The sequence below is a fragment of the Streptomyces avicenniae genome (assembly GCF_000719135.1).
Lineage (GTDB): Bacteria > Actinomycetota > Actinomycetes > Streptomycetales > Streptomycetaceae > Streptomyces > Streptomyces avicenniae.
The window spans coordinates 129,439-147,922 of sequence record NZ_JOEK01000007.1; the positions used below are offsets into that span (position 1 = coordinate 129,439).

Sequence of the window (18,484 nt, forward strand, 5' to 3'; positions counted from 1 at the left end):
AGGGCCCACATCTGCCACTTGCGGGCAGATCCACAAACCTGCCCGATCCGCCGCCAGCGTACGGGCCTCGATCCCTCGCCCCAAGCCAGCTCCCGTCCAAAGCCGGCTACACCGACCTATGCACCGTGAATATCACTCGTTGTGCAGTGACTCGCGAGCGCATCAAACTTCCGCAACAGATGCTCAAGGCTCGGACTCCGACTCGCGGCTAACTCGATATTCATGCGGGCGGTTAGCCTAGGCTGCCATGTCGGCTTCACATACTTGGTCGGCTTCAACGCGGCAGCGATAGATTTACGCTTCCCAGCTTCATAGGTAAAGCTAGGTATCTCCATCGTTTCCGCTGACGCGTAAAGCCAGTCTTCCCAATTCTGGTCTGCCAGGCATACCGCCGCAGGAACATGCGTGATGGATCTCAATCTCTTCATCAGCCTGGATCCCAGCTCATAGACATTGTCGCCCTCGCCATCGAGAATGACGAGAACTGACTTGCAGCCAGGTCGGGCAACTGCAGTTGCAACGTACCCTTCGAGACCACCCAGGCTCGTAGCATTTTCTCTTCCGTTGCACGGAATAGGCTTTCCCAAAGGATCGCTATAATCATTCCTTAGTTGCAGCCAATTCCTGAGGAGAAGTGGCGCCGAATTAGCATCGCCAGGCCCCTCTACAACCAAACCAACGTGAGGCTTTCCAGGGGTTGCAGTCATGACAACTCCGGGTCGAGCGAGTCACTACGAAGAAGCTGCCCAGGGGTAATGAGTCCTTGGCGTACAGGTTCACGCGTATGTTCAGCAACTGGGGCGATGCGGGATGCTCCATCTTCGGTCCATACAACCCGCAGGGCATCGATATCGATCGTGTCGACGATATCGGCACTATGCGTTGTGATCAGCACTTGAGTGGATTCCGACTGCTGCCGGAAGATATCCACGAGCGTACGCAATGCTCCAAGATGAATTGCGATCTCAGGCTCTTCGATAACCAGCAAGGCCGGACGATTCTCTTGCAGCATTGAGAGCAATATACTGAAAGCACGCAACGTTCCATCGGACATTTGCTTCGCCAGAAACTCTCGCCTCTTCCCTTGGCTAACCTCCTGCACAAAGGCCAGGGTGACCTTATCTGCTAGTCGTCGTAGCTCGATGCGCCGAATCCCGGGCACGATCGCCGCGAGCTCATCGACCAGTTCGGATCTTGTTTCAGAATTCAATTCCTCAAACATGCTGGCAGCATTTGAGCCATCTGGTTCGAATTCGCGCGTTGAAGAAGGCTCCTGCAACTCCCCCACAAGGGCAGGGTTAATCTCCACCGTCTGCATGAGCTGCAGTATGCGAGTCACGATATAGATACCAAATGTGGCCGGGAAGCTTACAGCACTCTGGCCGACCGGAACAGGGATCTTGCGGTCGCCGTTCGTGTGAACCGCACCCCCCTCTTCCTTTTCGTTATAAGTGAGCTCCCCTCCCTTATTGATGAATGTATACCTATCGCCACGAAGGAAGATCGAACCGCGCTCCTGCTTTACCTCGTACCTCTTCCCCTCCAGGCCGCGCAACTTCAGCTCATAGTAGGAGATGGGTTCATTATCAAATTGAAAATCCAGGCGCAGCGCAGGGTTGTATGGCCGCCCAGAACTACGATGCCTCAGCTGATCGAAACCACCTCTGCGAGCGATCGCGATCGGCAGGCCATGAATCGGGATTTCACGCAATAGCTTGATCGCGGCTACTGCATTCGACTTCCCTGTGGCATTCGGCCCAACAAGCGCAACCAAATCTGCTAAATCTAGTACGGCAGACTGATACGAGAGGAAGTTGGTGATGTGCAGCCGAAGATACTTGAGCCCTTGTTGAATGCGGAACGGGTCGGATGGGGAGGTCATAGCCATACCATACTCGCCCCGCGTGTTAAAAACCAGACGGAACTGTGGAGGCGAGATACGCCAGACGGGAGTGCGGATTGATCTCCACTGGGAGAATGCGCCTAGTGACTACCTTCCCGTTCACCCGCACAGCCAGCGTGAGCCTAGGCAAAGAACTACCGCTCCACTGGCTCGAACGCCTGTATTGGTAGGTGAAGCTCCACATAAACGCCCGCATGTCACCCCCCTATGGAAGAAACTGCCTCACGGGTGTCCCCGGGCTGTGGAAGAGGGCTCAACGGTGACCAACATCGACAGGTGCCGACAAGTCGGCAGCGCCTCAGGGCATTGATCGTTTCCGTGGCAGCAGGTGATGGCCGCCTGTGATCAGTTGTGGCTGTACAACAGCGAAGTACGGCAACCACCGCAACCATAGGCACACGGAGACACCTCTCAGCGGCTCGATAAGTAGACTTGCCCGAGATGTGTTCGGTTCGGGACGGTTCCATTTCAGACGACAGAATGTTGCCTTGCCACGACGTTCTCTCTACCTCAGCTCACCGTGAGGCAACGACACCGGCGGACTAGTCGAGCTGGAACGGGGGATCAGGGAGGCGTTGAGGTCCAACCTTGTTGGACGGCATGTTCGATGGCTCGGGCGACGTCGTGTGGCACCACGGGGTTGGCCGGACGGCCAGCCCAGTTGCTGGCGTGCGGCTGGTTGGTTGGTGGTAACGACGAGCGTCATCCCAGGGGTGGCTGCGTGCTCGACCGCAAAGGTGCGCGGAGTCCAGCACAGGGCCAGGGCGTGGATCGGCATCGGCGCAGCCGCCATCGGAACATCATGCCGTTGACGATGATGCGTCGCGTGCCCTTGTGTGGCAGTGGCATTGCTCCTCCTTGATGCCAAGGATGCCAGGGAGCCCCATCCGCTGTCCGTCTCAGTTTCCGTCTCATTCAGTGCCGTTCAGAGGTTAACGGCCCGAGGCAGGGCTCAGCAGCCCGCCAACAGACTTGGAAAGCGTGTTGGTGGAAACCGATAGCCAGCCGTCTCGGACATGAGATGCCGTTGACGGGTGGTACGGCGCGCCTCGGTTACGGCACACCAGAGGTGTACAGCAACCAGCGCGACTGCTGCCCCCTCCCCCGTCAGCCATCTCGGGTGGCCGACCGGCCAGCTCGGCAGAATCCCCACCAACCAGCACGCCCGTAGTTCACAACGAGGCAGGACCGGGTCCGAATTCTCTCGGGATCCACAGCTGAAGCCCGTTCGCTACCCCAGATAGAGCGGCCGATCAGGTCCCGTCCGATCGATCCGATCGGACGGGACCTCGGCGTTTCCGGAGTCTGTTCGAGGTGTCGTCCGAGGATGCCGGTGCCCTGGGGAGCGGACGGGGATCGGCGGCGAGCACGAGGCCGTGATCCGATGGCCGTTCCTCGGTCCGGTCCATGGCGATGAGTCGGGCATCCCGTACGAAGGCGTCTGTGCCACGCCCGATCACCGGGATGGGATCCGCCCCGTTCCTGCGGCGGCGTTCGACGCGGAATTGCTGATACTGCCACTCGGTGACCTGGGAAGCGTCACGCCTGGCCGTGAAAGTACGCTTTCGGCGGAGCGCGCTTGCCATTCTGGTGGCGTGTGGGGTTGTCAGTGTTCGCGTCGGCGGCGTTTCTGGGCGGGGATCGATGCGTCGGAATGACGTCCGCCGATGCCGTGGGAGTCCGGGGTGGTCTCAGGCGGTGGTCCGGTTCGCCTCGGCCTTGTCGGGTGCGGGAGTGCGCGGGGTGACGAACAGCGTGGCCAGGAGTGCGAGCGCGAGGAGCGCGGCGCAGACGTAGCCGGAGAGGGCGAGGCCGCCGGTCATCGCCTCGCGTGCGGCGTCCGCCGTGGCGTCGGGGAGGGAGGGGATCACCGATCCGGCGCTCTCCGTCACGGTGGAGCTGAGCTGGTCGGCGGCGTCGGCGGGCATCCCGGAGTCGGTGAGGCGGTCGCGGAGGCCGGAGGTGAGGGTGCTGAAGAACAGCGTGGTGAGCAGGGCGATGCCGAGTGCGGAGCCCAGTTCGCGGGCCGCGCTCTGGATGCCCGCGCCTTGTCCGGCGCGCTCGGCGGGCACGTCGGCCAGGACGATGTTGGTGACCTGCGCGGTCGCGAAGCCGACGCCGACGCCGTAGACGAACAGGGCGAGCGCGATGATCCACCAGGCGCTGTCGGTCGTGGCGGTCAGCGCCAGGACCAGCAGGCCGACGGCCTCCAGGACCAGGCCGATCCGTACCTGCGCCAGGGGCGGCACGGTCGCCGTCATCGAGAAGCTCGCGCCGCTGGCCACGAAGCTGCCCGCGGCCAGGGCGACGAGGGCGAGGCCCGCCTCGAACGCGCTGTACCCGAGGGTGAACTGGAGCCAGAGCGGGAGGACGGCGATGATCCCGAACTCGCCGAGGCCGACCGTGAGCGTGACGACGTTGCCGTTCCTGAAGGAGGGGATGGCGAACAGCCCGACGTCCATGAGCGGTTCCTCGCCGCCACGGCTGAGCGACGCCTGCCGACGCCAGAACGCGAGGAGGGCGAGCGCCGCCGCGGCGAAGGAGACGAGCACCGGGGAGGGGCCACCCGACCAGGAGAGCCCGCCGATGTCGAGCGGCGCGGTGGTGAGCAGCCAGCCGTGGGTGCGGCCTTCGATCAGGGCGAAGGCGAACAGGCCGAGGCCGAGCGCGGACAGGAGTGCGCCGACGAAGTCCACCCGGCCCCGGGTCCTGGGCGACGCGGGCAGGTAGAGCAGGACGCCGGTCATGATCAGGGCGACCAGGGGGATGTTCACGCCGAAGGCCCAGCGCCAGGAGAAGTCCGCGAGCCAGCCGCCGAGCAGCGGTCCGACCGCGGCGGCGGCGCCGATGGTCGAGCCCCAGATGGCGAACGCCTTGCCCCGGGCCGCGCCGGTGAACGTCATGTTGAGGAGGGCGAGCGACGTCGGCAGGATCATCGCGCCGCCGATGCCCTGAAGGGCCCTGGCCAGGATCAACGTGCCGCCGCCGGGGGCGGCTGCGGCCAGCAGGCTCGTGACGCCGAACACGACGAGGCCGACGAGGAAGACGCGCCGCGCGCCGTGCAGGTCGGACAGGCGCCCGGTGACGAGGAGGAGCGCGGCGAAGACGATGGCGTACGACTCCTGGACCCACTGGGCCTCGGCCGAGCCGACCTCCAGGTCGTCGATGATCGGGGCGAGGATCACGTTGACGATGGTGATGTCCACGACGATCAGGGCGACGCCCAGGGATATGGCGACGAGTCCCAGCCACTGCTGCCGGGTCGGGGGTGGTGCGGTCCCGCTCAAGATTCCTCCATGGTGGTGTATCTTCATGGTGAAGTTAAATGGGCCGGGATAGGTTGTCAAACCACGGAGAGGGAGCGCGGCGTCGCGCGGACCGGACAGTGAGGCGAGGGCGATGGCGGCGGAGGACGGCGAGTCCGGAGGGGTCGAGGCACGGCGCGACCGGCTGATGGAGGGACTGCGGGCGTTCGGCGCGGACTACACCGAGTTCACGCGGCGCTTCGCGAGCTGGCTCGGGCTGCACTCGACCGACGCCGCCGCTCTGGCGGAGGTCCTGTACGCCGAGGACCAGGGCAAGCCGCTGTCCCCCGCCCGGCTGAGCGAGCGGATCTCCCTGTCGTCAGGGGCGACGACGGCGCTGCTGAACCGCCTTGAGGCGGCGGGGCACATCACGCGCAGCCGTGAGCACACCGACCGGCGGGTCGTGACGTTGCGCAGCAGCCCGGAGGTCAAGCCGCTCGCCGAACGGTTCTTCGGTCCGTACGCCGAGCGCATGGCGGCGGAGATGGCGCGCTACAGCGAGGAACGGCTCGCGGAGTTCGAGGAGTTCCTCGACCATCTGCGGACGACGATGGACGCGTTGCTCGCCGACGAGTACAGCGGTCTGGCGCCCGGCAGCCGCCCGTCGTCGGGTGGCTCCTGACCGGAGGCGACGGGCGTGCGGATGTGCGACCTGTCGCGCTGTCAGTGCGCAGCGTTACAGTCGCGTCCATGAAGGTCGTCTACAAGATCACGTATCCCAACGGGAAGATCTACGTCGGGATGGACCTGACGGACACGCGGCTCAGGTACTTCGGCAGCCCCTCGGTGGAGTTACTGGAGGCGGACACCGACCGGGAGATGCTGCGGGACTTCACCATCCGCAAGGAGATCCTCTGGGAGAGCGAGACCGCCGAGGACAGCGAGGTCCGAAGGGTGGAGACACAGCTCATCGTGGAGCATCGGGCGAATGATCCGCGGATCGGCTACAACAAGCGGCCCAAGTATCGGGCGCCGGTGGAAGGCTGACGGCCGGGGGCGCGGGTGTGCGGTCGGCCGGGGAGGGGGCGATTGCGGGGGATGGTGGGCGGTCCGTGACGACGGCGGCGGCGCAGAGCACGGCGACCGCGGCGACGGTCACGTACAGCAGGCGGTGGTCCACAAGGCCGATGAGCGCGGCACCGGCCGCGATGGAGAGGGTCTGCGCTCCGTCGCACAGCATGACGACCGCGGCGCCGACGCGGCCTTGGAGGCGTGGCGGCGTGTAGAGGTGCTGGGCGATTCCCAGGGAGACGCTCATCAGCGGCAGGCCCATGCCGATGAGGACGGCTCCCGCCAGGAAGAGAGGGAGCGACGGCATGGCGCAGAGCAGCATGCCTGTCGCGAGGCATGCGTACGCGAGTCCGGCCGTCAGTGCCTCGCCCGCGCGGCCGACCAGTACGACGGCCAGCAGCCCGGCCACGACCGAACCGGCGCCCTGCACGGCGACGACCACCCCGAAGAAGGCCGGTGGACGGCCCAGCGCCTCGATCGCGGCGAAAGCCGCCGTCTCCACCAGGCCGGCCACGGCCATGAACGCGGCCTGCGTCAGGGTGAGACGGCGGAGGAGCGGCAGGTCACGCACGTGGCGGAAACCCGCGAGCATGGCGCGGCGGACGGGCTCGCCGCCGCGGCGTTCCGGCGGCGACTCGGCCACGCGGAGCCCGGCGAGCGTGGCGAGGGCGACGGCGAAGGTCGCGGCGTTCACCAGCGCGAGCGCGCCGCCGCCCGCCGCCGTGCAGACCGCGGCGCCCACGGCCGGGGAGACGATGCGCACGCCCTGCCGCGAGGTGATCAGCCAGGATCGGGCGGCGGCGGCCTCGGCCGAGGGCAGCACGTCCTTGAGCAGCGCGTGGTGCGCGGGGATGACGCCGATCACGCCGTGCCCCGCCGCGACGAGATGGATGATCCACAGCTGCTCGGCGGAGCGGACCGCCAGGAGGCTGAGGACGAGCAGCCCCATCGCGGCGTGGGTGATCAGGAGAAGGCGCTTACGGCGCACCCGGTCCACGAGGTGCCCGAAGAACGGAGCGGCGAGTCCTGGCGCGGCGAGGGAGAGGAGGACGAGGCCCGCCGCCGCGTCGGAGCCGGTGAGGTCCTTGGCCCAGATGGCGAGCGAGAGGTAGAGGGCGCTGTCGCCGAAGGCTGAGACGGTCTGCCCGACGAGTAAGCGGACGAAGCACGGGTTGCCGAGGGGGCCGTTCACCGGGGCTCGTCCGGGTCGCCGTCCGCGCGGCGGCGTTCCTCGGGGGTCGTCAGGGGTGCGCCGCTGAGGAAGAGGCGTGTCCAGCGGGCATCGGTCGGGGCGCGGGCGCTGCCCTGGGCCCGCGCCTCGTAGGGCTTGAGCAGTTCGGCGAAGGCGCGGTGCAGCTCGGTCAGTTCGGCTGGGGTGAGGGGTGCGTTCAGGCCGGAGAGGAAGGACGCGTCGCGCCAGTCGGCCGTGAGGTGTCCGCGGGCGGCGACGAAGTCGAGGAGGCGGACCGCCTCGCGTTCGACGAAGACGCGCTCCAACTCGCGCGCGGCGACGGGGTGGTCCTCCACCGACCAGGACTGGTGGGTGTCGGTGAGCCGCCAGGGACGTTTGCGCTGGTCACCGTCCGAGGGCTCGGCCTCCTCGACGAAACCGTATTTGGCGAGCTGGCGGAGGTGGAACGAGCAGGACGCCTGGCTCGTGCCGAGGTGGCGGGCGCACTCGGCGGCGGTCGCCCGACCGCGGATGCCGAGGAGTTCGATGAGGTCGAAGCGCAGGGGGTGGGCCAGGGCGCGCATGGCCTTCGGGTCACGTATCCGCATGAACCAAAGCTTGCTTTGGGATTTCTCAACTGTCAACGATTCCTTTGGTAATTGAGGGCGCGGCCGGGGAAATGGCGCGGCGGGGGGCGGAGGGGAAGTGGCAGGATGACGGGCGTTTTGGTCGCGATGAGGCGAGGAGCGGTTGTGGAGCGTGCGGTTTCCCTGATCCGGTCGGCGACGCTGTCGGACGTGGCGGAGTACGCCTATGCGGCGACGGCGCCCGCCGGGGCGCGGCTGATCTTCCTGGCGGGCGCATGCCCGCTGAACGACGACGGCTCGACGGCCGCGGTCGGCGACTACGCGGGGCAGGCGGCGAAGGCCGTGGAGAACCTCAAGGTCGCGCTCGGCGACGCCGGGGCGGACCTGGAGGACGTCATCAGCACGCGTGTGCTGGTCGCGACGACGCGTCAGGACGACCTGGTCGCCGCCTGGGAGGTGGTCCGCGACGCGTTCGGCCCGCATGACGTGCCGAGCACCCTGATGGGCGTGACGGTCCTGGGCTACGACGACCAGTTGGTGGAGATCGAGGCGGTGGCAGCCGTGCTCGACGCCTGACGCCGGACCGGATTGTCAGTGCCGTCACTTAGAGTGACGGCACTGACTCGGAAAGGTGGGGATCATGGCGAGGACGAGGGATTTCGGGCCGGTCCAGCTGGCGAAGTGGCTGGGGCTGGCGGCGTGGCAGGTCGCGTACGCCAGGGAGCGGGGGCTCGTCCCGCCCCCGGATGTGACGGGGGGCCGCTGGTCGGAGGCGCTGGCGAAGACGCTGCCGGAGCGGGCCGACGAGATCCGGGAGGCGGTCGGGGACCGTCCGGGGCTCGGCTCGGTGAACGCGGCGGCGCATCTGGCCGCGCACTCCGGGCTGGCCGTGGAACGCACGGACATTCTCGAACTGGTCGCGCTGGGGGCGCTGCGCCCGGTCGGCAGGTATCGGGGCAGCCCCGTGTACGCGGTGCGGGACCTGGAGGCGCTGCCGCCCGAGCAGGTGAGCGCGGTGGTGGGTGAGCGCCTGGCGTGGATCGGTTCCAGCGCGACCGTGGAGGAGGCGGCTCGGCTGCTCGGCTGGTCGGCTGGGCTGTTCGAGGTGCGCGCCGAGCGGGCGGGCCTGGTGCCGCGGGCTGACGGCAGGTACGCGCGCGCCGCGGTCCGCGAACTCGCCGACTGGACATGGGCGTCGCCGGGAGGCGGGACGGCCGGGGCCGTGCCGGACGAAGCGCTGCGGCAGCGCGGTGAGCCGGTCATGGTCGGGTGATGCGGGGCAGCGCCCCGTGACGGTGGAAGGGCGACGCCGTCCCCGCCGGCTTCCGGCGGGGGACGGCGGGGCGGGCGGGCGGAGAGACAGGGGGTGTGATCGGATCGAACGGGGCGGGGGTGTCGGGTGGAGGGGAGGGGACAGGTGAGCGAGGAGTTCGGGACGGCGAGGCGGGCGCGGGTGCGCATGCTGCCCCGGCTGGTGTGCGCGGTCGCGGTCGCCGTGTCGTGGGCCGTGGTGCTGATCCGTGCGACGGGCCTGGACGTGGACTCGTACCTCGTGCTCGTCATGGCCGTGTTCCCCTGGGCGGTGGCCCTCGGCCTGCTGACGCTCCTGGCCGCGCTGTTGCTGCGGTCCTGGGTGCTCTCGGCCGCGGCGGCGGCCATGGTGGTGGCGGAGGTGTGTCTGCTGCTGCCCCGCTTCCTGGGAGGCGGCGGCGAGATACCGGCGGACGCGCCCCGGCTACGGGTGGCGACGAGCAGCGCGCACGCGGGGGCGGTCGATCCGGCGGCGCTGGTCGATCTGGTCAGGACGGAGCGGGTGGACGTGCTCGCCGTGGCCGAGCTGTCGGCGGAGACGGCCCGCGCTCTGGACCGTGCGGGGATGGCCTCGCTGATGCCCTACCGGGAGCTGCACCCCGAGGCCGACTCGTCGCTCTACTCGCGGCTGCCTCTGACGGACGGTGGGCTGCTGCGGTTGGGCACGTTCTGGCCGCAGACGGGGGCGGCGGTCCGGGTGGGCGGGCGGACCGTACGCCTGGTGGCGGTGCACACCTACTACCCACTGGGTGATCCGGGCAGGTGGGACGCCGACATGACGGCGCTGCGGGACGAGGCGCGGCGGAGGGACGAGGACACGATCTTCCTCGGTGACTTCAACGCCACGCTGGACCACGCCAGGATGCGGGGTCTGCTGGCGGCCGGGCTGACGGATGTCCATGACGAGCTGGGCGAGGGCTGGGCGCCGACCTGGCCGGAGGGCGAGTGGTACCCGCCGCTCATCCAGCTGGACCACGTCCTGCACGGCCCTGGGCTGGCGGCCGTGTCGGTGCACGAGGAGGCGGTGGCGGGCAGCGACCACCGGGCGGTCGTGGCGGAGTTGGCGTTGACGGACTGAGAGGGGACGGGAGGGAGCGGGAGGTACGTACGGTGCGTGCCGTCGCGGCAGCGGTGTCCACCGGCTGGTGAGGTGCGAGGGGTGCCGCAGGGGTTGGGGTGTCGGCGGTTCCTCGGGGAGCCGGGGTGCCGGTGCAGCCCCAAGGGGAGGAGCAGCCTGGCAGGACTCGGCGGCTTCTCGGGGAGTGGGGGGTGTCCGTTTGGGTGGGGCGGGCGCGGGGCTGGTGGGCTGGCCGGGCTGGCGCCGGGCGGGGCGGTCACCGGACGGTGGCGTTGCCCGATGGGCACGCCCGCACCACTCCCCCGTCGGCGTCGGTGGGTGGGGTGGTCGCCGGGGGTGGCGTTGCCGCCGTCGGCCGGAGGGTCCGTGTTGAATGGCCGTGGCGGCCGCACGGACGACCCCGGCGGCAGGCGGTCGGGGGCAGGCCGACCGGCGGCGGACGGGTGCTGGTGCAGGCGGTGTTCCGGTGGTCTGCCCGGTCGTGGGGGGGCGTGTCGTCGCCTCGCGTCGTGCGTCTGACGGTCCAGGGCGGTGCGTGGTCGGGCGGGTGCTGTCGTGGCGTCGTGTTCGGGACAGGAGTGAGGGTGACCCATGCGGAATGAGCGGGACGGCGCGGGTGGCGCGGGTGAGGAGGAGGCGGTGCGGCGGCTGTTGGCCGCCCGGCCGGTGATGGCGCGGGACCTGCCGCCCTTCGACCCGGCGGGCGCGCCGGGCGATCCACGCGCCCTGTTCGTCGCCTGGCTCGCCGAGGCGGCCGACGCGGACGTCCTGGACGCGGGGGCCGTGACACTGTCCACCACGGACGGGGACGGCCTGCCGGACGCGCGCGTCGTCGCGCTGCGGGACGTCGATACGCGGGGCCGCTGGGTGTTCGCGAGCGACGAGGGCAGCCCTAAAGGCCGTCAGCTGGCGGCTGTCCCCGCCGCCGCCATGACGTTCTACTGGCCCGCGCAGGGCAGGCAGGTGCGAGTCCGTGGGCCGGTGGAGCGGGCGGCGGGCGAGGTGGCGGAGCAGGAGTTTATGAGCCGTTCGCCGCTCTCCCGCGCCGCCGGGCTCGTGGCGCGGCAGAGCGAACCGCTGGCCTCTCCCGGTGACTTCGCCCGCGCGCTGGCGGACGCGCGGCAGCGGCTCGCGGAGCACCCGGGCGAGATCGCCCCGGGCCACACCGTCTGGCGGCTGCGCGCGACGGCCGTGGAGTTCTGGCAGGGGGAGAAGGGGCGCGGGCACGTGCGGCTGCGCTACGAGAGGGGTGAGGCGGACCACTGGTCACGGGGCCTGTTGTGGCCGTGAGACGGGAGCGGGCGCGGCGGGCCGAAAGCCGTTCCGTCAGATGAAGTTCGGCCCGGCGTGCGGCGTCCGGGCGGGGGTAGCCGGACCCTGCGGAAGCACCCACCGGGAGGGTCACGATGGCCATCGTCGAGCGATTTCGTCCACACCGTCGCACCAAGGCGCCCGAGCCTGTCGGCGCGCCCTCCGACACACTGACCGACACACCCGCCGACACGCGGCCGTACGTCCACGACGGCGCCGACCTCGGCGGGCCCGCGCCGGACGAGGCGCCGGTCGCGCCGCGTCCGCCGCTGTTCGCGCGGCACACCTGGCGCGCGGCGCTGGCACGCGTGCTGATCCTGGCGTCGGCCCTGGTGCTGATGGTCGCGTTCGCCGTCGCGCTGGCACGCGTGACGCTGGTGCCGTCCCCCGACTCGGCGGCCCTGATCCACACGAATCTGCGCCCCGGCGCGTCGATCGGCACCTACCTCGACCAGCCGGACTGGTCGGACACCGTGCAGCAGATCGGCGGCAACGTGCTGCTCGGCGTGCCGTTCGGCGTGCTGCTGCCGGTCCTTTTCCCCCGCATCAGAGGGCTGCTGCGGGTGGCGCTGTTCACGGCGCTCGTCATGGTGATGGTGGAGACGGCGCAGGGGCTGATCGTGGAGGGCAGGGCGTTCGACATCGACGACGTCATCCTCAACACGACGGGCGCGCTGATCGGTTGCCTGATCGTCGGCCGCCGCCTGAGCCGCGCCCTGTATCCCCGGCGCCCGCACTGGTGGCACCGCTGGACACGGCGCGGGCCCGTGGAACAGCCGGTCGTGGACGGGCGGTGACGCGCGACGGCGGTGCGGCGGCGGGCCGCGGGTAGCCTGGCGGCATGGCATGCCACCCCGGACCGTACGCGTTCCTCCGGCGATGACGAGGAGGACGGAACAGCGGCGTGACCTCGAAGAGGCCGCCGCTGTTCCCCCTGTGCGCGCCCGAGCGGACCACCCCACCCCGACCCGCGGCCGGAACGGCTGCCGAGGACCTCGCATGCCCGACCTCACCCGCAGCGCCGCCCCGCACGACGACACCGACACGGACACACCGGCGCCCTGGCCCCGGCTGCTGGGCGTGCTGCGCTGCCCACCGTGCGGCGGCGCGCTCACCCTGACCGGCCGCACCCTGCGCTGCGAGCGGCGGCACACGTTCGACCTCGCCCGCCAGGGGTACGCCCCGCTGCTGGCGGGCGGCAGACCGGCCGCGACCGCCGACACGGCCGGGATGGTCGCGGCGCGCGACGCGTTCCTCCGCTCGGGCCACTTCGCACCGCTCACCGACACGTTGGCCGCCAGAACGGCCGCGCTCTGCCCGCCGGGCGGCGTCCTCCTGGACGCAGGCGCGGGCACGGGCCACTACCTCGCCGCCGTCCTCGACGCGTTGCCGGACGACACGGCAGGGCTCGGCCTCGACACGTCCGTGCCCGCGCTGCGCCGCGCCGCCCGCGCGCACCCGAGGGCCGTGGCGGCGAGCTGGGACGTCTGGCAGCCGCTGCCGGTACGGACGGGCTCGGTGGACGTGCTGCTGAACGTCTTCGCGCCCCGCAACGGCCCGGAGTTCCACCGCGTGCTCTCCCCCACGGGCGCCCTCCTCGTCGTGACGCCCACGGACCGCCATCTCGCCGATTTGCAGCGGCGGTTGGGGCTGCTGTCGGTGGACGGCGCCAAGGACGAACGGCTCAGGAACACCCTCGGGGCCCACTTCACGCGGCAGGAGCACGAGGAGCGCGACCACGCGCTCGCCCTGGACACGGACGAGGTCGTCAGGCTGGTGGGCATGGGCCCGACGGCCCGTCATGTGACGGAGGAGGAGCTGCGCGACCGGGCGGCGGGGCTGGGCACGCCTGTCGAGGTCACCGCCTCGTTCCGCGTGTCCGTCTACCGGCCGCGCCCCGCCTGACCGTCCCGGTCGTCACGGCCCCGGCCCCCGTCCCCGCCGCCGCCCCCGCCCCCGTTCGCCAGGGCCAGCAGGCAGGTGCGCAGCCGCCCGGCCGCCTCGGGCGCGGAGTGCTCCAGCTCGCCGAGCAGCGCGTCCACCGTCGCGCCGAGCGCCCGGGTCAGCTCGGCGCGGTCGAGGGCACGCACCAGCGTCGCCTCCAGCGGGGCGGTGACGCCGGGCGGCAGGCGGTCGGCGCCCTTGGCGTACGCGGTGGGCAGGCCGAGCCGGGCGCAGGCGAGCGTCAGGACGTGGTCGCGGACCGCGCTGATCCAGTGTTCCGCGTTCCAGAGCGCGCCGCGCTCGACGGCGATCCGGGCGTGCAGCACGTGGTGCCAGGCCAGCCCGGTCAGGTGCCCGGTGTCGGGCACGGGGCCCGGCCTGGCGGCCACCGGGGTGCCGAAGACGGTACGGAAGCCGCCGTCGCCGACCGGCCCGAAGGCGCTGCCGGGGGCGAGGCCGAGATCGACCTCCAGCGGTTCGGGCTCCGGCAGCAGGAAGGCGCGGTACGTCGCCTCGCCCGCGCGCAGGTCGAAGTGGTGGAGGGCGCCCAGCTCGCCGTAGAGGTACGCGGTCCAGTCCGCCAGGAGCGACGCGACCGGTACGTCCGGGGCGAGGCCGAGGAAGAGGTCGATGTCGGACCAGCGGTCCTCGGTGCCGCGCGCGGCCGAGCCGGTGAGCGCGGCGCCGGTGATCCGCGCGTCCCGGCGGGCGCGGTCCAGGAGCAGCGCCCGGACCGCGTCGCGGCGCGCGGCGGGGGTCACGCGGGCGGGGCGGCGGTGGAGTCGGAGTGGCCCAGGGAACGCCCGGGGGCGACGCGGTCGCGCACCAGGCGCTTGACGGCGGTGGGCTCGGGGAACCCCTGCGTCTTGCGGTCCCAGACCTGCTCGCCGTCCACGCTCACGCGGAACACGCCGCCGGTGCCGGGCTGGAGGGCGAGCGAGGACAGCTCGGATTCGAACGTGGTGAGGAGTTCCTGTGCGAGCCAGGCGGCACGCGGCAGCCAGCGGCACTGCGTGCAGTACTCGATCCGAACCTCGTGCCCCACGCAGAACCGCCGCCTTCCGTCACGTCCTGTCACGTCGTGCGGTCATCCTCGGCCGGGCGCCGCGTGAAGTCCAGCGCCGCCCACGGAGCGGACGGAGGCGGGCGGACGGAGGCGGGCCGAGGTCAGGCGAGCAGGGCACGCGTCCACAGGTCCTCGCGCGCCTCGATGTACTCGGCGTCCCCGCGCCACGCGTCGCCGTGGCCGTCCCGCCAGTGGTCGGCCCAGGGCCGCTCCCCCAGGGCCGCGCGCTCCAGCAGGAAGTCGTACATGCCCCGCACCCGGCGGCCGAGCAGCGGGACGAGGGCGCGGCGCCGGGGCCCGTCGAGCCCGTACGCGTCGGCGAAGGTCCGCAGCCGCGCGGCCGTCTCCTCGTCGGGGCGGGCGAAGGGGGCGGCGCCGGTGAGGCGGACGAAGCCCGCGCAGGCGTAGGCGAGGTCCCACAGGCGGGTGGTGGGGCCCGCGCCGTCCCAGTCGATGAGGGTCCAGGCGCCTGAGGGGCCGTCCGCCACGAGGTTCCAGGGCGCGATGTCGTGGTGGCCGACGAGGGTGGGGCCGTCGTCCAGCACCGGCAGGAGGCGCTGCCAGGCGGCGTCGGGTGGGGGCGTGAACGTCTCGGCGGCGTCGTGGAAGGCGCGGATCAGGCGGGCGACGCGGGCGAGGCGGTCGGGCGGGGCGAGGACGTCCATCCGGTCGGGCCACAGCGTGGTCCCGGGCGCGTGGGTGAGGATCTCGCGGCCCCGCTCGTCGATGCCGAGGGGCAGGGGCGCGGCCCGGAAGCCGGACGCGTGGAGGTGGCGCAGCAGCGCGTGCACCGCCGGGGTCCAGGGCCCGGCGGGGCGCCGTACGGTCTCCCCGACGCGTACGACGCCCGCGCTGACGTTGCCGCCGGTGAGCGGTACCTCTGGCTCGTTCATCCGGCGGATTGTTCCAGCCGGGGGCCGGGCGCGCCGCGGCTTTACGGCGCGCCCGCCCCTGGCTCAGCGGCCCTGGCGGGTGAGCCAGTCGGCCAGCGCGTCGTGCAGGACGGACGCCCGGCGGCCGAAGGTGACGTAGTGCCCGGCGCCGGGGACGGTGACGAGCTCGGTGTCCGCGCCGGTGAACAGGGCGCGCTGGGCCTCGGGGTCGCCGACCCGTGCGTCGTCCTCGCCGAAGAGGAAGAGCACGGGCGTGTCGATGTCCCGGAGGTACTGGACGTCGGCCAGCACGGCGGCGGGCTGGGACACCATCTCGCCGCACGGGTGCGGGCTGCGCAGCGGGACGGCGAGGTCGAGGAGGCCGGGCGGGGTGTCGGCGAAGTTCTCCTCGGCGAAGTCGGCCGGGGTGGCGTCGTAGTAGGTGTAGCCGTTGTCGGCGCCCGCGAGGCAGGTGGGCAGGGCGGCGAAGAAGGGGGCGTTGATCTGCGGGTCGAGCCCGAGGTCGGTCCAGTCCATGAGGACGAGGCCGTCGATGCCGTCGAAGGAGTACCCGGCGATCTGGGTGAGCTGGGCGCCGTTGCCCTGGCCCGCGAGGAAGACGCGGTCGAACGTCGGCGCCGTGTCCGTGCCTTCGCCTTCCGCGTCCCGTCCTTCCGTGCCGTAGTCGCCCGCGCGCAGCTGTCCGATGATCTGGTGGGCGATGTCGGCGCCGCCGCCCAGGCACAGGCCGGTGCCCGGCGGGATGTCGCTGGCGCCGTAGCCGAGGCGATCGACGGTGACCGAGGCGTGGCCGCGGGCGGCGAGTTCGCGGGCGACGTGGAAGCCCTGCGCGTCGAGGCGCCAGAACCACTCGCCGCTGGCGATGTCGTGCTGGAAGAGCGTCACGGACAGGCCGTCGCCGCGCTCCAGGGCGGCGCGCGGGGCCGTGAGGTGGCCGCGGACGGTGTACGTGCCGCCGTCCACCGCGCAGGCGGCCCGGGAGCGGTTGACGTTCCTGACGGTGAAGCTGACGGGCAGCTCGACCACGTCGGGCGGCAGTTCGGCCTCCGGCGGGGCGCCGGGCGCCGTCGTCGCCGCCGGGGTCACGGGCGGGCCCGAGGGCCTGCCGGAGGACGCCCACGCCTGGCGCGGCTCCGTCTGGAGCAGCGGGGTGAGCGAGAGCAGGGCAGCCGCGGCTGCCAGGAGCGGTGTTCGGGCGCGCGCCATCGTGATGGGACCTTTCACGTCGCGTCGTGTCGTACGGGGCGTGGGGCGCGGTGGGGAGCATGGCGTCGGACGCCATGCGGAAGAGCCCGGCGGCGCGTGGCCGCCGGGGCGGGACATGCGGGAGGTGCGAAACACTCAGGGGACGTGGGCCGCGTGGTCAGGCGGCCCGGACGGCGGACGGGGTGGTGATGCGGAACGGGGAGATGTGCGGGAGTGGGGCGGCGAGGGGAAGGGGGAGCCGCCGGGTGGGGGCGGGCTGCCCCCGTGTGCGGGGATCCGACGCGTCGGACTCGGCGTCCGCGGCGTCGGTGTCGCTGTCGCCGCCGTGTTCCGTGGCGTCCGGTGCGCACGGCGGCAGGCGGCTGCCCAGTTCGGCCATCAGCGCGGCGCCGTGCCGTTCCGTGGCCGCCTCGACGGCGGCGGCGACGGTCGCCGACGGCATGCCGGAGCGGCCCGCCGTCTCCCCTCGGCCGCGGCCGTCCCGGCCGTCCCGCGCGCCTGCGAGCGGGTCGGACAGGGTCTGGCCGTAGTCGTCCGCGAGCGGGATGAGGCGGACGGCCCGGTGGCCTGGGTCACCGGGCGTCAGTGCCACTGCGCCACCTCGACGACGATGTCGCTGACCGTGGTGTCGCCCTGGCGGAGCCGGACGGCGACCGGCACGGCGAGCAGGCCCAGCTCCTTCGCGTGGCGCACCCCGTCCACGCTCGCCTCGGCGGTGGTGTTCAGGTCCAGCTCGGCGAAGTCGGTGAAGTCGGCCCGCAGACGGGTGACGGCGAGTTCGCCGGGGAAGAGACCGTGGAGCCGTGCCACGGCGGCGACGGCGAGCTGGCGGGCGGCCTCCAGCTGGAGGTTGCCCGGGATGTGGTCGAGCTGGTGGTCGAAGAGGTGCGGGTGCTCGGTGTCCACGTAGAGCCGCGACTGCGCGGTGCCGCGCGGGCCGATCGTCGGCTCGGTGACGACGACGTTGCGGCGGTCGCGGCGGCCGACGGTGGCCGCAGCCGCGGGTGCGAGCCGGGAGCTGAGGACGGCGGCCGGTTCGGCGTTCGCCGCCCGGTCGCGGCCCTTGGCCCGCAGCATGCCGAACGCGCGGCGGCCGACGAACGCGAGCCCGCCCGACGCCTCCAGCGTCCGTACGCCGTCCACCAGGAGCGTGCCGTCGAAGTCGAAGCCGAGGACGCGTCCGGCCCGGTTGCGCTCCGGACGCACCGTCAGGACGACGACGACATGGGCCGGGCGCGGGCCGATGCGCAGGGCTTCGAGCGAACGCACCCAGTAGTTCATCGACTTGAAGATGAAGGCCGTGTCCAGCGGCACGCCGAGGTGCTGGTGGGCCACGTACACGCCCGCCTGCCGCATCACCTCGACGATGAGCAGGAAGTCGTAGCCGGCCGAGTTCTCTCCGATGACGTGGCCGCGCGGCAGTTGCGCGGCCACCTCGAACGACGCCTCCGAGCGGCCGATGCCGTTGGTCGCCGCGGCGACCGAGTCGGTGACGAAGACCTCGGCGATCGAGGCCCGGTGCACCATCGCGCGCGGGACGGTCGCGTCGTACGTGAGCCGGTCACGCGTGGTGGACGAGGGGAGTTCCATGGGCAGGGTCATGCCGTGCTCTCCTTCCGGGTCCGTGCGGGCACCCCCCGGTGCCCTGTCGGCGACGATGACGGTCCGCGCTGACCGGAGGCTGGAAGAAACGCTGAA

General features: G+C 71.3%; 18 protein-coding genes. 8 read left to right on the forward strand and 10 right to left on the reverse strand.

Going from position 1 to position 18,484, the window contains the following annotated elements:
* Window positions 1–703: 703 nt before the first annotated feature.
* Window positions 704–1,882, reverse strand: coding sequence for an AAA family ATPase (locus IF27_RS30220; RefSeq protein ID WP_190232933.1), 1,179 nt, complete (start codon window positions 1,880–1,882; stop codon window positions 704–706).
* 1,712 nt (window positions 1,883–3,594) lie between these two features.
* On the reverse strand, window positions 3,595–5,190 hold the full coding sequence (locus IF27_RS13155; protein ID WP_223291043.1) for an MFS transporter: 1,596 nt from the start codon (window positions 5,188–5,190) through the stop codon (window positions 3,595–3,597).
* 112 nt (window positions 5,191–5,302) lie between these two features.
* Here IF27_RS13155 and IF27_RS13160 point away from each other — a divergent pair, with 112 nt between their 5' ends.
* Window positions 5,303–5,830, forward strand: coding sequence for a MarR family winged helix-turn-helix transcriptional regulator (locus tag IF27_RS13160; protein WP_052849691.1), 528 nt, complete (start codon window positions 5,303–5,305; stop codon window positions 5,828–5,830).
* Window positions 5,831–5,898: 68 nt separating this feature from the next.
* Window positions 5,899–6,195, forward strand: a complete 297-nt coding sequence (locus tag IF27_RS30230; RefSeq protein WP_110945864.1) for a GIY-YIG nuclease family protein — start codon at window positions 5,899–5,901, stop codon at window positions 6,193–6,195.
* Here IF27_RS30230 and IF27_RS13170 read toward each other — a convergent pair.
* Window positions 6,116–7,411, reverse strand: coding sequence for an MFS transporter (locus IF27_RS13170; protein ID WP_052849694.1), 1,296 nt, complete (start codon window positions 7,409–7,411; stop codon window positions 6,116–6,118). The genes IF27_RS30230 and IF27_RS13170 overlap by 80 nt on opposite strands.
* Window positions 7,408–7,998, reverse strand: coding sequence for an ArsR/SmtB family transcription factor (locus tag IF27_RS13175; RefSeq protein WP_052849696.1), 591 nt, complete (start codon window positions 7,996–7,998; stop codon window positions 7,408–7,410). The genes IF27_RS13170 and IF27_RS13175 overlap by 4 nt, the downstream gene beginning before the upstream one ends.
* A 144-nt stretch (window positions 7,999–8,142) precedes the next feature.
* Between IF27_RS13175 and IF27_RS13180 the strand changes: the two genes are divergently transcribed.
* The 6 genes from IF27_RS13180 to IF27_RS13205 all read left to right on the forward strand — a co-directional run bounded on the left by IF27_RS13180 (window position 8,143) and on the right by IF27_RS13205 (window position 13,582).
* The gene (locus tag IF27_RS13180) at window positions 8,143–8,553 is read left to right on the forward strand and encodes a RidA family protein (RefSeq protein WP_052849698.1); all 411 of its coding nucleotides are present in this window, start codon (window positions 8,143–8,145) and stop codon (window positions 8,551–8,553) included.
* 64 nt (window positions 8,554–8,617) lie between these two features.
* Window positions 8,618–9,250, forward strand: coding sequence for a hypothetical protein (locus tag IF27_RS31040; RefSeq protein WP_052849701.1), 633 nt, complete (start codon window positions 8,618–8,620; stop codon window positions 9,248–9,250).
* Between the two features lie 144 nt (window positions 9,251–9,394).
* Window positions 9,395–10,366, forward strand: coding sequence for an endonuclease/exonuclease/phosphatase family protein (locus tag IF27_RS13190; RefSeq protein WP_223291044.1), 972 nt, complete (start codon window positions 9,395–9,397; stop codon window positions 10,364–10,366).
* A gap of 591 nt (window positions 10,367–10,957) precedes the next feature.
* Window positions 10,958–11,656 (forward strand): pyridoxine/pyridoxamine 5'-phosphate oxidase, encoded by a 699-nt coding sequence (locus tag IF27_RS13195; RefSeq protein ID WP_110945837.1) that lies wholly within the window; start codon window positions 10,958–10,960, stop codon window positions 11,654–11,656.
* 116 nt (window positions 11,657–11,772) lie between these two features.
* Entirely contained in the window at window positions 11,773–12,474 is a 702-nt protein-coding gene (locus IF27_RS13200) for a VanZ family protein (RefSeq protein WP_110945838.1), read from the forward strand.
* Window positions 12,475–12,676: 202 nt separating this feature from the next.
* Window positions 12,677–13,582: a putative RNA methyltransferase gene (locus IF27_RS13205; RefSeq protein WP_223291045.1), complete on the forward strand. Its 906-nt coding sequence runs from the start codon at window positions 12,677–12,679 to the stop codon at window positions 13,580–13,582.
* On the opposite strand, the gene IF27_RS13210 is transcribed toward IF27_RS13205, so the two are convergent.
* The 6 genes from IF27_RS13210 to IF27_RS13235 all read right to left on the reverse strand — a co-directional run bounded on the left by IF27_RS13210 (window position 13,561) and on the right by IF27_RS13235 (window position 18,388).
* Window positions 13,561–14,382 (reverse strand): nucleotidyltransferase domain-containing protein, encoded by an 822-nt coding sequence (locus IF27_RS13210; RefSeq protein ID WP_110945839.1) that lies wholly within the window; start codon window positions 14,380–14,382, stop codon window positions 13,561–13,563. The two genes, IF27_RS13205 and IF27_RS13210, sit on opposite strands and share 22 nt — an antisense overlap.
* On the reverse strand, window positions 14,379–14,666 hold the full coding sequence (locus IF27_RS13215) for an Rdx family protein (RefSeq protein WP_052849703.1): 288 nt from the start codon (window positions 14,664–14,666) through the stop codon (window positions 14,379–14,381). The genes IF27_RS13210 and IF27_RS13215 overlap by 4 nt, the downstream gene beginning before the upstream one ends.
* A gap of 122 nt (window positions 14,667–14,788) precedes the next feature.
* Window positions 14,789–15,580 carry a phosphotransferase gene (locus tag IF27_RS13220; RefSeq protein WP_052849705.1) on the reverse strand — a complete coding sequence of 264 codons (792 nt, stop codon included), beginning with the start codon at window positions 15,578–15,580 and terminating at the stop codon, window positions 14,789–14,791.
* 63 nt (window positions 15,581–15,643) lie between these two features.
* Window positions 15,644–16,786: an alpha/beta hydrolase gene (locus IF27_RS13225; protein WP_052849708.1), complete on the reverse strand. Its 1,143-nt coding sequence runs from the start codon at window positions 16,784–16,786 to the stop codon at window positions 15,644–15,646.
* 157 nt (window positions 16,787–16,943) lie between these two features.
* Window positions 16,944–17,378 (reverse strand): hypothetical protein, encoded by a 435-nt coding sequence (locus IF27_RS13230; RefSeq protein ID WP_052849710.1) that lies wholly within the window; start codon window positions 17,376–17,378, stop codon window positions 16,944–16,946.
* Window positions 17,369–18,388 carry a ScbA/BarX family gamma-butyrolactone biosynthesis protein gene (locus tag IF27_RS13235; RefSeq protein ID WP_052849713.1) on the reverse strand — a complete coding sequence of 340 codons (1,020 nt, stop codon included), beginning with the start codon at window positions 18,386–18,388 and terminating at the stop codon, window positions 17,369–17,371. The genes IF27_RS13230 and IF27_RS13235 overlap by 10 nt, the downstream gene beginning before the upstream one ends.
* Between the last annotated feature and the right edge of the window lie 96 nt (window positions 18,389–18,484).

Coding starts and splice junctions, on each gene's coding strand:
- IF27_RS30220 (WP_190232933.1), bottom strand. CDS start 1,882: ATGACCTCCCCATCCGACCCGTTCCGCATTCAACAAGGGCTCAAGTAT.
- IF27_RS13160 (WP_052849691.1), top strand. CDS start 5,303: ATGGCGGCGGAGGACGGCGAGTCCGGAGGGGTCGAGGCACGGCGCGAC.
- IF27_RS30230 (WP_110945864.1), top strand. CDS start 5,899: ATGAAGGTCGTCTACAAGATCACGTATCCCAACGGGAAGATCTACGTC.
- IF27_RS13175 (WP_052849696.1), bottom strand. CDS start 7,998: ATGCGGATACGTGACCCGAAGGCCATGCGCGCCCTGGCCCACCCCCTG.
- IF27_RS31040 (WP_052849701.1), top strand. CDS start 8,618: ATGGCGAGGACGAGGGATTTCGGGCCGGTCCAGCTGGCGAAGTGGCTG.
- IF27_RS13195 (WP_110945837.1), top strand. CDS start 10,958: ATGCGGAATGAGCGGGACGGCGCGGGTGGCGCGGGTGAGGAGGAGGCG.
- IF27_RS13200 (WP_110945838.1), top strand. CDS start 11,773: ATGGCCATCGTCGAGCGATTTCGTCCACACCGTCGCACCAAGGCGCCC.
- IF27_RS13205 (WP_223291045.1), top strand. CDS start 12,677: ATGCCCGACCTCACCCGCAGCGCCGCCCCGCACGACGACACCGACACG.
- IF27_RS13220 (WP_052849705.1), bottom strand. CDS start 15,580: ATGAACGAGCCAGAGGTACCGCTCACCGGCGGCAACGTCAGCGCGGGC.
- IF27_RS13225 (WP_052849708.1), bottom strand. CDS start 16,786: ATGGCGCGCGCCCGAACACCGCTCCTGGCAGCCGCGGCTGCCCTGCTC.
- IF27_RS13235 (WP_052849713.1), bottom strand. CDS start 18,388: ATGACCCTGCCCATGGAACTCCCCTCGTCCACCACGCGTGACCGGCTC.